Annotated in this window: 15 protein-coding genes and 1 pseudogene; 4 read left to right on the plus strand and 12 right to left on the minus strand. The window is 62.1% G+C overall.

What is annotated here, in order from left to right; genetic code table 11:
• Window positions 1-99: 99 nt before the first annotated feature.
• Entirely contained in the window at window positions 100-1,044 is a 945-nt protein-coding gene (locus RB216_RS16590; protein ID WP_028616663.1) for an aliphatic sulfonate ABC transporter substrate-binding protein, read from the plus strand.
• Between the two features lie 138 nt (window positions 1,045-1,182).
• Window positions 1,183-1,519 (plus strand): annotated as a pseudogene (locus RB216_RS16595) (NAD(P)/FAD-dependent oxidoreductase); the annotation flags it as partial.
• A 72-nt stretch (window positions 1,520-1,591) separates the two neighbouring features.
• Here RB216_RS16595 and aqpZ read toward each other — a convergent pair.
• The 4 genes from aqpZ to RB216_RS16615 all read right to left on the minus strand — a co-directional run bounded on the left by aqpZ (window position 1,592) and on the right by RB216_RS16615 (window position 5,147).
• Complete coding sequence (gene aqpZ, locus RB216_RS16600; protein WP_372514690.1) at window positions 1,592-2,293, minus strand: aquaporin Z; 702 nt, start codon at window positions 2,291-2,293, stop codon at window positions 1,592-1,594.
• 102 nt (window positions 2,294-2,395) lie between these two features.
• On the minus strand, window positions 2,396-3,580 hold the full coding sequence (locus tag RB216_RS16605) for a sugar transporter (RefSeq protein ID WP_068934327.1): 1,185 nt from the start codon (window positions 3,578-3,580) through the stop codon (window positions 2,396-2,398).
• Window positions 3,581-3,702: 122 nt separating this feature from the next.
• Window positions 3,703-4,062, minus strand: coding sequence for a fimbrial protein (locus tag RB216_RS16610; protein WP_308907572.1), 360 nt, complete (start codon window positions 4,060-4,062; stop codon window positions 3,703-3,705).
• 86 nt (window positions 4,063-4,148) lie between these two features.
• Window positions 4,149-5,147, minus strand: coding sequence for a bile acid:sodium symporter family protein (locus tag RB216_RS16615; protein WP_028616667.1), 999 nt, complete (start codon window positions 5,145-5,147; stop codon window positions 4,149-4,151).
• An 86-nt stretch (window positions 5,148-5,233) separates the two neighbouring features.
• Between RB216_RS16615 and RB216_RS16620 the strand changes: the two genes are divergently transcribed.
• A complete protein-coding gene (locus RB216_RS16620; protein ID WP_068934330.1) occupies window positions 5,234-6,022 on the plus strand; it encodes an AraC family transcriptional regulator in 789 nt (262 codons plus the stop codon).
• Here RB216_RS16620 and RB216_RS16625 read toward each other — a convergent pair.
• The 7 genes from RB216_RS16625 to RB216_RS16655 all read right to left on the minus strand — a co-directional run bounded on the left by RB216_RS16625 (window position 6,019) and on the right by RB216_RS16655 (window position 12,701).
• Window positions 6,019-7,254, minus strand: a complete 1,236-nt coding sequence (locus tag RB216_RS16625) for a Zn-dependent hydrolase (RefSeq protein WP_305381437.1) — start codon at window positions 7,252-7,254, stop codon at window positions 6,019-6,021. The two genes, RB216_RS16620 and RB216_RS16625, sit on opposite strands and share 4 nt — an antisense overlap.
• Window positions 7,247-7,729 (minus strand): L-2-amino-thiazoline-4-carboxylic acid hydrolase, encoded by a 483-nt coding sequence (locus tag RB216_RS16630; protein WP_068934334.1) that lies wholly within the window; start codon window positions 7,727-7,729, stop codon window positions 7,247-7,249. The genes RB216_RS16625 and RB216_RS16630 overlap by 8 nt, the downstream gene beginning before the upstream one ends.
• A 260-nt stretch (window positions 7,730-7,989) precedes the next feature.
• Entirely contained in the window at window positions 7,990-9,129 is a 1,140-nt protein-coding gene (locus RB216_RS16635) for a branched-chain amino acid ABC transporter substrate-binding protein (RefSeq protein WP_305381439.1), read from the minus strand.
• 63 nt (window positions 9,130-9,192) lie between these two features.
• Entirely contained in the window at window positions 9,193-9,909 is a 717-nt protein-coding gene (locus tag RB216_RS16640; RefSeq protein WP_028616672.1) for an ABC transporter ATP-binding protein, read from the minus strand.
• The gene (locus RB216_RS16645) at window positions 9,902-10,675 is read right to left on the minus strand and encodes an ABC transporter ATP-binding protein (protein WP_028616673.1); all 774 of its coding nucleotides are present in this window, start codon (window positions 10,673-10,675) and stop codon (window positions 9,902-9,904) included. The genes RB216_RS16640 and RB216_RS16645 overlap by 8 nt, the downstream gene beginning before the upstream one ends.
• Entirely contained in the window at window positions 10,672-11,757 is a 1,086-nt protein-coding gene (locus RB216_RS16650) for an ABC transporter permease subunit (RefSeq protein WP_308907573.1), read from the minus strand. The genes RB216_RS16645 and RB216_RS16650 overlap by 4 nt, the downstream gene beginning before the upstream one ends.
• On the minus strand, window positions 11,754-12,701 hold the full coding sequence (locus tag RB216_RS16655) for a branched-chain amino acid ABC transporter permease (protein WP_308907574.1): 948 nt from the start codon (window positions 12,699-12,701) through the stop codon (window positions 11,754-11,756). Before RB216_RS16655 ends, RB216_RS16650 begins: the two co-directional genes overlap by 4 nt.
• Window positions 12,702-12,873: 172 nt before the next feature.
• Here RB216_RS16655 and RB216_RS16660 point away from each other — a divergent pair, with 172 nt between their 5' ends.
• Window positions 12,874-13,770 (plus strand): LysR substrate-binding domain-containing protein, encoded by an 897-nt coding sequence (locus RB216_RS16660; protein ID WP_068934338.1) that lies wholly within the window; start codon window positions 12,874-12,876, stop codon window positions 13,768-13,770.
• Between the two features lie 120 nt (window positions 13,771-13,890).
• Here RB216_RS16660 and RB216_RS16665 read toward each other — a convergent pair whose 3' ends face one another.
• Entirely contained in the window at window positions 13,891-14,892 is a 1,002-nt protein-coding gene (locus tag RB216_RS16665) for an ABC transporter substrate-binding protein (RefSeq protein WP_028616677.1), read from the minus strand.
• Window positions 14,893-15,017 lie beyond the last annotated feature (125 nt).

Below are 15,017 nucleotides of genomic sequence, written 5' to 3' on the forward strand. Positions count from 1 at the left end.
TCTCAAAAAAAGCGCCCTAAGCTAAGACCGAAAGAGTATTTAACGAATAGTTTTTAGAACTTTAAGCTCGACGCTATTCCGTTGAAGATCGAGCTCGCCATGTCCATACGTCGCCCCCTCGCCGCAGTACTCGGGTTGCTGGCCTTTTCCGTCGCGGCGAGCGCCGAAGCCCAGGAAACCGTGCGCATCGGTTACCAGAAGTCCTCGACCCTGATCACCCTGCTGAAAACCCAAGGCACCCTGGAAAAAGCCCTCAAGGCCGACCACATCGACGTGAGCTGGCATGAGTTTCCCAGCGGCCTGCCGCTGCTCGAAGCGCTCAACGTGGGCAACGTCGACATCAGCGCCGACGTGGCCGATACCGTGCCGATCTTCGCCCAGGCCGCCCAGGCCAAGCTCACTTACTTCGCCCAGGAAGCACCCTCGCCTTCAGCCCAGGCCATCGTGGTGCGCAAGGACTCACCGATCCAACAACTGGCGGACCTCAAGGGCAAGAAAATCGCCGTGACCAAGGCGGCGGGCACCCACTATTTGCTGATCGCCGCGCTGGCCAAGGCGGGCCTGGAATTTTCGGATATCACACCGGCTTATCTGACACCCGCCGATGGTCGCGCAGCATTCGAGAACAACAAGGTCGACGCCTGGGTCACCTGGGAACCCTTCCTCACAAGCGTGCAACGTCAACTGCCCACGCGCACCCTGGCCGACGGCGCGGGGCTGGCCAGTTACAAGCGCTACTACCTGACGGGCACGCCTTACGCCAAGGCGCACCCTGAGGTGTTGAAGGTGGTGTATGAACAGCTGGAAAAGGCCGGCCAGTGGGTGAAAACCAACCCGCAGGACGCGGCCAGGATCCTCGGCCCGCTGTGGGGCAACCTGGATACGGCCACCGTTGAAGCCGCCAATGCACACCGCAGTTACCAGGTGCAGCCGGTGACGCTCGACCAACTGGGCGAACAGCAGAAAATCGCCGATGCGTTCTTCAAGGCAGGCCTACTGCCCAAGGCCGTGGATGCCAAGGATGTGCAGACCTGGAAGCCTTGACGGACTGAGCGGGCGAACCCGGTTAAGTGGTACAAAGGGCGACCCTGTACTCGCCCCAGGAAACCGTCTTTCATGACCGCCATCGCTCCACTCGTTCAACCGCGCACCCTGCAAATGGGCCTGCTTGACCTGACCGGTGCCCAGACCGTGTTCTGGGCCAACCCGCTCACCGAACAGGTCAGCGGCACCCGCGATCCCCAGGGCCGCCTGCATGTGGACGGCACCCTCAAGGTCAAGGGCTAGGCCGACTGTTCGCCGCCGGTGACGTGGCCTACGCCGCCACCGACACCCTGGGCAACTCGACCTTGGCGCCTGGGGCGCCGTGTTCACCGAAGGCTGGGACCGCCAGCTGAAACTGGTCGGCCAGGAAGCCAGGGACCTCAAGCACCAGATCAACACCGTGTGGATCTACCCACCGGCCGCTGATCGTGCGGTGGCGCTGGCGGCGGCAGACCCATTGATTCCGGTGGCCTGATCCCCGTACGCCCTACACCGGCCAGCTCACTCCGTGCTGATCCGGTCATTCCCGAGCGCCCGCCGATAATTGTTAGGCGGGTGTTTTTTTTGCGCACTCACCCAACGAATACGCCGCCAAGGCCCCCACCACTCCGCCTACCATCGGCGCCAGCCAGAACAGCCAAAGCTGCGCCAGGTACTCGCCGCCGGCAAACAACGCAGGCCCGGTGCTGCGTGCAGGGTTCACCGAGGTATTGGTCACCGGAATCAACACAAGGTGAATCAAGGTCAGGGCCAGCCCAATCGCAATCGGCGCAAAGCCAGGCACGGCGCCTGGTGCGGTCACGCGCATGATGATGAACAAGAAAAAGAACGTGGCGATGAATTCCGCGAGCAACGCGGCCTTCATATCAAAGAGGCCAGGGCTTAGTGGGCCATAACCATTGGCGGCAAAACCACCCACTGCGAAATCCGGCTGCCCGCTGGCAATCAGGTACAACGCTGCCGAAGCGCCAAGCGCTCCAGCCACCTGCGCCGCGATATACGGCAGCACATCACTCCCCGCCACACGACGCCCCGCCCATAAACCCAGGGTCACCGCCGGGTTGAAATGCCCACCCGAAATACTGCCTACCGCATAGGCCATGGTCAGCACCGTGAGCCCGAACGCCAGCGAAACGCCGACAAACCCAATGCCCAGTTCCGGGAAAGCCGCCGCCAGGATGGCGCTGCCACAGCCGCCGAAGGTCAACCAGAAAGTACCGATAAACTCGGCGGTCAAACGCTTTTGCACAATCGACTCCATTGCTGTTCAAGTGCCGTCACCACAGGCCGTGGGCGGTCTTGGGCGACGGTAGCAATGGGTATCAAATTGTTGTGTAAGACTTGTCCTGTTTTATCGGGTTACGACACCCTGCCCAAACCGGCGGATCGCCAGGCAGTAGCCAATCAACGCCAGCGCCGCCAGCAAACCGCCCGCCGCGCCGATCCAGGCAAAGCCAAACTGGCTACCCACCCAACTGCCCATCAGGGCGCCGCCGCCGATGCCGATGTTGTAGATGCCGGAAAACATCGCCATGGCCACGTCGGTCGCATCCGGCGCCAACACCAGCACCTTGGATTGCATCGCCAGGCCGAAGCCCATGATCGCCATACCCCAAAACACGCTCAGCACCACCAGGTAGGATTCTGCGCCACTTAACGGCAGCAGCAGCGCCAGGCACGCGGCGAGGATGAATACCGCGCCGACTACGAACAGGTGCGGATTGAAGCGGTGCACCAGGCTGAACAACAGCGAGCCGATGATGCCCGCGCCGCCGAACACCAGCAGGATCAGGGTCACCGCGCTGCCGCTCATGCCGGCCACGCCTTCGACGAAAGGCTCGATGTAGCTGTAGGCGGTGAATTGCGCGGTCACGGTCATGGCCGTGAGCACGTACAACGCCACCAGCGCCGGGCGCTTGAACAGCAGCGGCAGGCTGCGCAAGGAGCCGGAGTTCTGGCTCGGCAGCAGCGGCAAGGTGCGCGCCAGCCAGAACACCAGGGCGGCGGCGAACGCGCCGATCACCAGGAACGTGGTGCGCCAGCCCATGGCTTCGCCCAGCAGGCGGCCCAGTGGAATGCCCAGGACCATCGCCAGAGAAGTACCGGTAGCCAGCAGGCCGAGGGCTTGCACCTGCTTGCCTTCCGGCGCCAGGCGTACAGCAAGGGACGCGGTGATCGACCAGAACAAGGCGTGGGACAAGGCAATGCCAATGCGACTGAGCATCAGCAGGCCGAAGCTGTTAGCGACGCTGGAAAGGATGTGGCTGACGATAAACATGCAGAACAGCACGATCAGCAGCTTGCGCCGTTCGACGTTGCGGGTCAGCAGCATCACCGGCAGCGAGGTCAGGGACACGATCCAGGCGTAGATGGTGAGCATCAACCCGACGCTGGACACGGGCATGTCGAAGCTGGCGCCGATGGCGCTGAGCAGCCCGACGGGCACGAATTCGGTGGTATTGAACACAAAGGCGGCCAACGCGAGGGCGATGACCGGTTGCCAGTTGGCTTGGGGCGTTGCGGCTGAAATGCTCATTGAAGGGCGCGGTACTCGGACGATGATCAGACGGCCACCCAGGACAAGCGCCGCCGCCGAGCATTCTATAGGTTTCTGGCGCGGCTGTTGACGCCGATCCGGCTCAAAACCACCTCAGGGCGTCACGGCGCGGTCATGGTGACCACGTAGGCCCCAGATTGAATGGGCTTGCCGAGGGCGTCCACCAGCACATACCGCTGGTCGTAATAGCGCCCATCACTGCGGTCGGCGACCAACTTGACGTCTGCCTGCGCAGTGCCCAGCGCCGTCACCGTGCGCACGGGCTGCACCGCGAACTGGCTGCCACGCAAGGCCTGCGGGCAGCCCTTGAGCTCCAGCGTCGACCCGCCTGGTGCAACTGCATGACAGCCGGGCTCGACGATACTGCCGTGAAACTGAATGACGCCTGAGGGCCCTGCCAGGCTAGCCCCCGCCCATACCGCAAGAACGCCGGTAACCAGTGACAAACGCTTAACGTTCATGTCGACGCTCCTTCTTGGGTAGTTAAGAAGGTAGTCGCCTGGGCCGGCGTTTACTTGAGCCTATTCGCCGAAGGTTGTGACAGGGATCATGGATCCACCTGGCCCATCAGTTCCGGAATGCTTTCCGGCCGCTTGGCATAACGCTGCGCCAGACCCGCGCAGACCATCAACTGGATCTGGTGGAACAGCATCAGCGGCAGGATCAGCACCCCCATGGAGGCTCCGGCAAATAACACCTGGGCCATCGGCACGCCGGTTGCCAGGCTCTTTTTCGAACCGCAGAACAGAATGGTGATGCGGTCTTCCTGGTTGAAGCCGAAGGCTTTGCCCAGCACGGTCGAAGCCACCAGCACCAAGGCGAGCAGCACGCAGCACGCCACTACAAGACCGCCCAGTTCCCACAGCGGGATCTGGTGCCAGATGCCCTCGTTGACCGCTTCGCTGAACGCGCCGTACACCACCAGCAGGATCGAGCCCTGGTCGACAAACTTCAACCAGGATTTATTGCGGCCGACCCACTCACCGATCCAACGCCGGGCGATCTGCCCGGCGATGAATGGCAACAGCAATTGCACGCTGATCTTCAGGATCGCGTCGACGGTAGAACCGCCCTCGCCGTGCACGTTGAGCAACAGCGTCACCAACAACGGCGTGAGAAAGATCCCGAACAGGCTGGACGCCGCCGCACTGCAAATCGCCGCCGGGATATTGCCCCGAGCCAGGGACGTGAAGGCAATCGCCGATTGCACCGTGGCCGGCAAGGCGCAGAGGTACAGCATGCCCATGTACAGGTCTTTGCCGATCAACGGTGACAGCACCGGCTTGAGGGCCAGGCCCAGCAGCGGGAACAGAACGAAGGTCAGGCTGAACACCAACAGATGCAGGCGCCAGTGGCCGGCACCGGCAACAATCGCCTGACGCGACAGCTTGGCGCCGTGCAGGAAGAACAGCAGCGCGATCGCCAGGTTGGTGACCCAGCCGAAGGCCACGGCGGTCTGGCCGCTGGCGGGCAGCAGGGAAGCGAGGATCACCGTGGCGATCAGTGTCAGGGTGAAGTTGTCGGGCAGAAATCGGGGGCGAGTCATAAGCAGGATCTTCCGGGGGTTGCCAAGAGCGTCGTCGCGACTCTAACGTAACGGCTTGTTACCGACTAACGCCAATGAGCCAGTAAATGCCGCCAAAAGGACATGACAAGACCGTCCGCCGCAGTGTGCCCGGGCTTTCCAGCCTGCCACGGCCGGTGTACGGACGCACCGAATCCTTGCCCAATCGTGCGCTGACCCGTCGCCACAGCCACCCGTGGGTGCAATTGTCCTACGCGATTTCCGGGGTTCTGGAGATCCAGACCAGCGTCGGCCGCTTCGTCGCGCCGCCTCAGCGGGCAGTGTGGATTCCGGCCGGCATGCCGCACCGCGTGTTCAGCTCGCCCCACACGGAAATGCGCAGTTTGTACCTGGATTGCAGCGTCACCACCTGGGCGGATGAGCGCTGTCATGTGCTGGAGGTGAGCAGTTTGTTACGGGAGTTGATCCGCAGCTTCAGCGAATTGCCGGTGGAATATGCTGAGGATGGACCGGATGGGCGTTTGGCCCAGGTGGTGCTGGACCAACTGGCGGCGGCGCCGCAAGTCGACTTGATGCTGCCGCTGCCACTGGACCCGCGTTTGCGCCAGATCTATCGCAGCCTCAACTCACACCCGGAGCAGCAGACGACCTTGGGCCAGTGGAGCCAGAAGCTGGGGGTGAGCGAGAAGACCCTCAGCCGCTTGTTCCTGAGCGACACCGGGCTGACCTTTCGGGCGTGGCGTCAGCGTTTGCGGTTACTGACCGCCCTGCCCGCCCTGGAGCAAGGCGAGCGGGTGACGGATGTGGCGCTGGGGTGTGGATACGAATCCACCTCGGCGTTTATCAATGCGTTTCGCCAGCAGTTCGAGGCGACGCCGGGTGAGTTCTTTCGCTAGGCAGAGGCCTTCGCCAGCATCGCCTGGAGCAACACATCCGCCCCCGCCGTCGACCATTCCTGAGAAATTTCTTCCGCCTCGTTATGGCTCAACCCATCCACGCAGGGCACAAAAATCATCGCCGTCGGCGCCACCTGGTTCAGGTAGCAGGCATCGTGCCCAGCACCGGAAATCATCGCCCGATGGCTGTAGGCCAATGCCTCAGCCGACGCCCGCACGACCTCGACACAGCCCGCGTCAAAGGCAATCGGCGCGTACTGGAAAATCTGCTTCACGCTGTGCTGCAAGCCAATCCCGTCGGCAATCTGCGCCACGGCATCGCGCAACTGCTGGTCCTGGCGCGCCAGCACCGCTTCGTCCGGGTGACGGAACTCCACACTGAAGAACACCCGCCCCGGCACCACGTTGCGCGAGTTAGGGAAGATATTCGCCATGCCCACCGTGGCCCGCCCTTCGGCGCCCTGCTCCAGGCCCAGCCCGTTGACGGCCTCGACCACACGGGCAAAACCGAGCAAGGCATCCAGGCGATGATCCATGGGCGTAGTGCCGGCGTGGGCGCTGCGGCCGCTCAGTTCCACTTCGTACCAGCGCTGGCCCTGGGCGCCAGTGACCACGCCGATGGTAATGCCCTGTGCCTCCAGAATCGGGCCTTGTTCAATATGCAGTTCGAATGCGGCGTGGATCGCTTGGCCACCCACCGGCTCGGTGCCAGCGTAGCCGATTTGCTGCAGCGCCTGGCCAATGGTCACGCCGGCTTTGTCTTCCCGGGACAGCCCGTATTCCAGGTCAAACACCCCCGCATAGACGCCCGACGAAATCATCGCCGGCGCAAAACGTGAACCTTCTTCGTTGGTCCAGTTGACCACTTCGATGGGCCGGTCGGTTTCAATGCCCAGGTCGTTCAGGGTGCGCAGCACTTCCACCCCCGCAAGTACGCCGTAGATGCCATCGTACTTGCCGCCAAAGGGCTGGGAGTCGCCGTGGGAGCCGGTCATCACCGGGGCCAAATCATCGAAGCGCCCCGCACGACGGGCGAAGATATTGCCCATGGCGTCCACGCGAATGCTGCAACCGGCCGCCTCGCACCACTGCACGAACAGGTCGCGGCCACGGCGGTCTTCGTCGGTCAGCGCCAGGCGCGAGACGCCGCCTTTTTCGGTGGCGCCGATCTGCGCCATTTCCATCAGCGAAGCCCACAGGCGTTCGCCGTTCACACGCGCCAGCTTACTCATGAGGTTTGGCCCGATAGCGGAAGTCACAACGGTGATCGCCGCCCATGATGGTCTGGGTGCGGGTCAACTTGATGTCCGGGTTGTAGCCGACGATAAACAGCTCGTCACGGTTGCACGACAGCAGATGGCCGATCTCGCCCAGGCCCATCTCGTGGTACATCTCGGCGTAGCGGCAGCGCTTGACGTCGTAGTCATAGTGCTCGGCGTCGCTGGCGATGATCTCGACCTTCAGCGCGTCATCCTTTTCCCACAGCACTTGCAGCTCGACGAAGCTCTTGAGGTCAGCGCCCTGCTCTTCCAGCGAAGCAAAATGCTTGCCGGCCTGGATCGCGGCATTGCCCACGGCTTCACCGATCACCGCAGCGGCAAAGTCCTTGCCCTGTTCGCGCTTGAGGATCTCGTAGATCGGCTTGATGATTTCGGCCTCGATGCGCCGCCGGGCGAGGATGCCCAGTTCACCTTCCAGTTTGCTCATTGTGTGCCTCCATCAGCTCCACAAAACCTATTAATTCCCCCCAAGCTCAAAGGGGGGCTCTCTCTGGTGAACGGGCTTGTTGTGGTGAGCGGGCTTGCCCCGCGCTGGGCTGCGTAGCAGTCCCATTGGGAACGCCGCGGTGTGTCAGACAACTCCTCAGCGCCTGGTTTGGGGCCGCTTCGCAGCCCAGCGCGGGGCAAGCCCGCTCACCACAGTAATCCTCCTCACCACACTAAAGTATGCTCACCCTAGATCAGCGGTTATTGACCGCCTGCCACGCTCACCGGCTGCCATTGATTGGCCTTGACCTGGTAAACGGTGAACGACGGTTTCTTCAAGTTGCCTTCGCCGTCAAAGGCGATGGTGCCGGTCACGCCCTCATAGCTAATGGCGCGCAGCACCGGCAGGTATTTCTGCGGGTCCACCGAATCGGCCTTTTCGATCGCTGCCACCAACACCCCCACACCGTCGTAGGCGAACGGCGCGTGCAGCTCGATGTTGGTTTTGTAGCGTTCCTTGTAAGCCTGCTCGAATGCCTTGCCGCCCGGCATCTGCGCAATCGCCAGGCCCGGCTCCAGGGCGATTACGCCCTCGCCTTCGTTCTGCGCCAATTGCAGGAAGGTCTGGCTGACGAAACCCCCGGCGCCCATCAATGGCGCCTTGATCCCCAACTGCTTGATGCGACGGGCCAACGGCGCGGCCTGGGCATCGACGCCGCCGAAGAAGATCAGGTCCGGGTTATGGCTGCGGATATTGGTCAGCACGGCGCTGAAGTCGATAGTCTTGTCATCCACGTATTCGCGGGACACCACCTTGGCGCCTCCGGCTTCGATGGATTTGACGAACTGGTCCGCCAGGCCCTGGCCGAACGCGGTGCGGTCGTCGATCACGGCGATACGCTGGGCTTTCAGGGTTTTCAAGGCATAGTCGCCTGCTACCTGACCGCCATCGTCGTCATGGCCCATGATTCGGAAACTGGTGTCGAACCCTTGCTGGGTGTAAGCGTGACCGGTAGCCACCGGTGCGACCTGGGCGATGCCCGCGTCGTGGTAAACCCGTGCCGCCGGGATGCTGGTGCCGGTGTTCCAGTGGCCGACCACGCCCACCACGCCTTCATCCACCAGGCGCTGGGCCACGGTGACGGCGGTGCGTGGGTCGGACTGGTCGTCTTCGGACACTAGCTTGAAGGTCACGGCTTCACCGTTGATTTTCGGGTGCTTGGCGTTGGCCTGGTCGATGGCCAGTTGCGCGCCGTTTTCCAGGTCCTTGCCGATCCGTGCCGACGGGCCGGTGAGCGGACCGGCGAGGCCGATCAACACAGTCTGGTCGGCCTGGGCCACGGCGCTGGCCAGGCTGCTCAGGGCCAGGCCGATCAATGCGGTTTTTTTCAAAGTGTTCATGGGTTATTCCTGCTAAGTGTCGGGCGGGTCGGAACACGCCGGGCGTCCGGTAGCGTCATGGTTTTATTCACCGAGGTAGGCACTGCGCACCTCGGGGTGTTCAAGCAAAGCCTGGGAGGGGCCGGTCAAGGTGATGCGCCCGGTGTCCATCACGTAGGCACGGTCGGTGACTTGCAGCGCCAGCCGTGCGTTCTGCTCCACCAGCAACAGGGTCATGCCCTGGCGACAGACGTCGTCGATCACCTGGAAGATCTTCTCGACCATGATCGGCGCCAGGCCCATGGACGGCTCATCCAGGATCAACAAGCGCGGGCGTGACAACAGCGCACGGGCCAGGGCGAGCATCTGTTGCTCGCCACCGGACAACAGGCCGGCGGACTGATGCAGGCGTTCTTCCAGGCGCGGGAAGTGTTCGAACAACTGGCGCATTTCGCGCTGCACTTGCTCGTTATCGCGACGCAGAAAGGCGCCAGCCTGCAGGTTTTCCAGCACGCTCATGCGCGCGAAAATCCCGCGGCCTTCCGGGACCATGGCGATGCCCTGGCGCAGCAGTTTTTCCGGCGCCTGGCCGAGAATCGATCGCCCGGCAAAACGGATCTCACCCTTGGCCGCTGGGAGCAAACCAGTCAAGGCCTTGAGGCTGGAGGACTTGCCCGCGCCATTGGCGCCGATCAGCGTGACACGCTCGCCTTCAGCGATATGCAGGTCCAGAGATTTGACGGCCTCAATGGCGCCGTAGCGCACCTGCAAGCCCTCGACGTTCAACAAGGCTTCAGACATGCGCGCTGGCTCCCAGATAGGCCTGGATCACCGCCGGATGCTGACGCACTTCGGCGGGTGGGCCGACGGCGATGACCTGGCCGTAGTCGAGCACGCTGATGCGGTCGCATACGCCCATCACCAGCTTGACGTCGTGTTCGATCAGCAACAGCGTGTGGCCGTCATCGCGGATCTTTTCCAGCAGGCCGCGCAGTTGCACTTTCTCGCTGGCGTTCATTCCGGCCGCCGGTTCATCCAGGGCCAACAGGCGTGGCTCGGTGGCCAAGGCGCGGGCGATTTCCAGGCGGCGTTGATGGCCGTAACTGAGGCTGTCGGCGCGGTAATTGGCAAAGCCGGCCAGGCCTACATACGCCAACAAACGATGGGCATGGGCGCGGGTTTGCGCCTCTTCTTCCTGCGCGCGGCGGTGGCGGCTCAAGGCCGCCCACAGGCCGTTGCGGGTGCGCACATGGCGCCCGACCATAACGTTTTCCAGGGCGCTCATCGCATTGAACAGGCGGATGTTCTGGAACGTGCGGGCAATGCCCGCCTCGGCCACCTGATGCACGCTGGTGGGCTGGTAGTCGCGGCCATCTAACTGGAAACGCCCGGAATCCGGGGTATACAAGCCGGTCATCACATTAAAGAACGTGGTCTTGCCCGCGCCGTTCGGGCCGATCAACCCATAAATCTCACCGGGCTGGATGCTCAGGCTCACATCGGTCAGCGCCGCGACGCCGCCGAAGTGCTTGTTGACGTGGTCTATCTGCAACAGCGGTGCGTTCATCGTGCCACTCCTTTGGGCCACAGCCCGGCCGGTCGATAGAGCATCGCCAGAATCAGCGCCAGGCCGTAAAACAACTGGCGGATGATTTCCGGGTCCACCAGCACCTGGCCGAACAGCGCCTGCTGCAGCGGGCCCATGCTGGCGCGCAAGGCTTCGGGCAAGGCCGCCAACAGCACGCAGCCGAGGATCACGCCAGGGATATGGCCCATGCCACCCAGCACCACCATGGCCAACACGGCGATGGACTCGTTGAGGGTGAAGGACTCCGGCGAAACAAAGCCCTGGAACGAAGCGAACAGCGCCCCGCTCACCCCGCCGAACGCGGCACCAATGGCAAACGCCAACAGCTTGAGACGCACGGTGTTCACGCCCATGGCCCGCGCCGCTTCTTCGTCTTCACGGATCGCCACCCAGGCGCGGCCGATGCGCGAGCGCTCCAGGCGGATGCAGGCAAACAGGATCAGCACCACCAGCGCGGTGAACAGGTAGTAGTAGAGATAGACCGACGGCAGGCGCAGACCGAATAGTTCCTGGGTGCGACCGAGGTTCACGCCCAGCAGGCTGACCGGATCGACCTGGGCAATGCCTTTGGGCCCGTTGGTGATATTTACCGGGCGATCGAGGTTGCGCAGCAGGATGCGGATGATTTCGCCAAAGCCCAGGGTGACGATGGCCAGGTAATCGCCGCGCAGGCGCAGGGTCGGTGCACCCAGCACTACGCCGCAACCGGCAGCAAGCAGCGCGCCCAACGGCAGGATCAGCCAGATCGAGGTGTGCATCCCTGCCGGCAACAGCGCGGCCAATGCCGGGAACTGTTGCAGCAGATGGGGTGACGAGAGCAACGCTGCCAGATAGGCACCCACCGCGTAAAACGCGATGAAGCCCATGTCCAGCAGCCCGGCGTAACCGACCACGATATTCAGGCCAAGGGCGAGCATGATGTACAGCAGGGCAAAGTCCAGGGTGCGCACCCAGGTGTTGCCGCCGGCATGCCCGACGATCCAAGGCGCCAATACCAGGGCCACGGCGAACAGCAGCAAGCCGAGACTCGCACGCTTGTTGGGAGACAGAGACTTGATCATGCGCGGGTCGCCAAACGTTCGCCCAACAACCCCGAAGGACGGAACACCAGCACCGCGATCAACACGATAAAGGCGAACACATCCTGGTAATTACTGCCGAACACGCCATTCGTGGCCGCGCCCAGGTAACCCGTGCCTAGGGCTTCGATCAGCCCCAGCAGCAGGCCACCAAGCATGGCGCCCTTGAGGTTGCCGATGCCGCCCAGCACCGCTGCGGTGAAGGCTTTGATGCCGGGCAGGAAGCCCATGTAGAAATGCGCGCTGCCGTAGTTGCTGGCCATCATGATCCCGGCGAGTGCTGCCAGGGCGCCGCCGATGGCAAAGGTGATGACGATAATCCGATTGGGGCTGATGCCCATCAAACTGGCGACCTGGGGATTCTCCGCCACCGCACGCATGGCCCGGCCGAAGCGCGTGCGCTCCACCAGCACCAGCAGCGCGACCATCACCGAGAGCGCGATAGCGATAGTAGTCAGCGCCGTGACGTTGGTAATCGCTGGGTGCGCCGAGGCACCGGCCAACACTTCAATCGGCGCCAGCGACAGCAGTTGCGGGAACATCTGCGGGTTGCGGGTCCACACCAGCATGGCGATGGTTTGCAGCAGCAACGACACGCCAATCCCGCTGATCAGGGGCGCCAGGCGCGGGGCATGGCGCAGGCGACGATAGGCGACGCGTTCGATCACCACCGCGAGTACCGCGCAAACCGCCATGGCAACCAAGGTTGCACTGAGCAGCACCAGCACCGGCGGCAGCGCAGGCCAAGCGGCCTGCACCAGGCGGATCACCGACAACCCCACCAACGCGCCGATCATCAGCACATCGCCGTGGGCAAAGTTGATGATGCGCAAAATGCCATAGACCATGGTGTAACCCAGGGCCACCAGCGCGTAGAGACTGCCCGTCATCAGACCGTTGAGCAGTTGTTGGATAAACCCATCCATCAGGACCAGAAACCTCAGTGCGTGCAAGGGCGGCACACTAAGCATCTATTCTGTTTTTATCAAATATCAGAAAGTCATATGCATATATCAAACGAATAACAGGCTATTTATGCCAGATATACGGCATTTATGGCTCTTTATTCAGGTTAAAAGTTAGTATTTAATTCAATACATGAATAAATCAGAACAGTTAGCCAACGACCCTCCCCTGCGTGCCGTGCGCACGTTCGAAGCTTTCGCGCGCCATGGCGGAGTGAATGCCGCCGCGCGCGAGCTGGACGTGTCCGCCTCGGCCATCAGCCATCAATTGCACTTGCTGGAAGATTTCCTGCAACAGCCGCTGACCTTGCGCCAGGGCCGTAACCTGGTGCTTACCGATGAAGGCCGTGAGTATTACCGCGCGATTCGTTCGGCCTTCGCCGTACTGCGCAGCGCCACCGAGCACGTGCGCGAAAAAAGCGCCACGCGCCAGGTGACCATCAGCCTGATCCCGCTGTTTGGCATCAACCTGTTCATCCCGCGCCTGGCGGATTTTCTGAAGGACCACCCGGCGCTGGACATCAACGTGACCTACGCCAACCACCGCAGTTACCCCAGCGATGCAGCCGACCTGTCGATCCGCTTCGGCACCGGGCATTGGCCGGGTTATCACAGTGAGCCGCTGATCTCTGGCGCGGTGACACCTTATTGCAGCCGCGATTTCCTGGCGCAGCACGGCCCTATCGACTCACCCGAGGCGCTGAGCCAACTGCCACTGCTGCACGACGAAGAACGCGGCACTTGGGGCCAGTGGTTCGAAGCGGCCGATGTCGACACCACGGCACTGAATGGGTTGTTGCTGGAAGACGGCCAACTGGCGCTCACCGCCACCCTCACCGGCCTCGGCTGCGCTTTGCTGCGCGAGCCGCTGGTGGCACCACTGGTGGCCAGTGGCGAGCTGGTGAAGTTGTTTGAACTGGAGGTCAATGATGGCCGCCAGTACTACCTGTGCCGGCGGGCCAACAGTGAATTGTCGAGCGAGGGGAATGACTTGTATGACTGGATCAAGCGCAGTCTGATCGCCGTTTAACCCAACCTACTGTAGGAGCGAGCTTGCTCGCGAAGAACCCAAGAGCGCCGCGTCAAACCCGATGCGCTGCGTTATCGTTAACGACCTTCGCGAGCAAGCTCGCTCCTACAGAAAGCGATTTCAGCTGCCATTGCCGCCATGGGCTTCTTCAAAGAAGTAGTCCTTCCAACTGGCGGCCTTGTTTTTCAGCACGCCGAGTTCCTGCAATTTTTCGGCGTAGATGTAGGTACGCTGCGGCACGATGGTGAAATCGATTTCCGGGTCCTGGACAATCTTCTCTACCAGGTCCAACGGCAATTTCGACTGTTCTACGCGAATATAGGCCTTGGCCGCAGCCGGCTTGTCGGCCTTGATGATCTTTTCGGCCTCGGCCAGCGCGTCATAGAACGCCTTGTAGGTCTTGGGGTTTTCGTCGTGGAATTTCTGCGTGGTGTAGAGCACGTTGAACGTCGCCTGACCACCCAGGATGTCGTAGGAACTGAGCACCTTGTGCACGTTGGGATTCAACAGTTCCTGGTACTGGAACGGCGGGCTGGAGAAGTGCGCGTTGATCTCCGAACCACCGGCAATCAGCGCGGCAGTCGCATCAGGGTGGGCCAGGCTGATGGAGATGTCGTCGAACTTCTTGTAGTTGGCGTCGCCGAACTGCTTGGCGGTTTCGATCTGCAGGGTGCGCGACTGGAAGCCCACGCCAGCGGCGGGCACGGCGATGCGGTCTTTCTCGGTGAAGTCCTTGAGGGTTTTCACGTTGGGGTTGTTGGTCAACAGGTAGTTGGGCATCGAGCCGAGGGAGGCGATGGCCTTGACGTTCTGCTTGCCCTGCGTGCGGTCCCACAGGGTGAGCATCGGCGGCACCCCGGCCGAGACCACATCCAAGGCACCGGCCAACAGCGACTCATTCATCGCGGTGGCACCGGAAATGCTGTTCCACTCCACCTTGATGTCCAGTCCCTGTTCCTTGCCGTGCTTTTCGATCAGGTTCTGGTCACGCACCACATCGAGGATCAGGTAGCCGATGCCGAATTGCTGGGCGATGCTGATCTTGCCTTCGGCGTGGGCGCCGATACTGATCAAGGCTGTCGCAGCAGCCAGCAGGGTCAGGGAAGAACGCTTGAAAGTCATAGGAGTCTGCCGCGTTTTTAATAAGGTGATGGAGCCTAGCGGCGATTTTTAAGACTGGAAAAGAATATCGGGATCTATTGTTATGCAAATAACCCACAAACAGGCGCTCGGCTGGTATTGTGCCG

Origin of the sequence: Pseudomonas canadensis, from assembly GCF_030980095.1 — a bacterium.
GTDB classification, from domain to species: domain Bacteria; phylum Pseudomonadota; class Gammaproteobacteria; order Pseudomonadales; family Pseudomonadaceae; genus Aquipseudomonas; species Aquipseudomonas canadensis.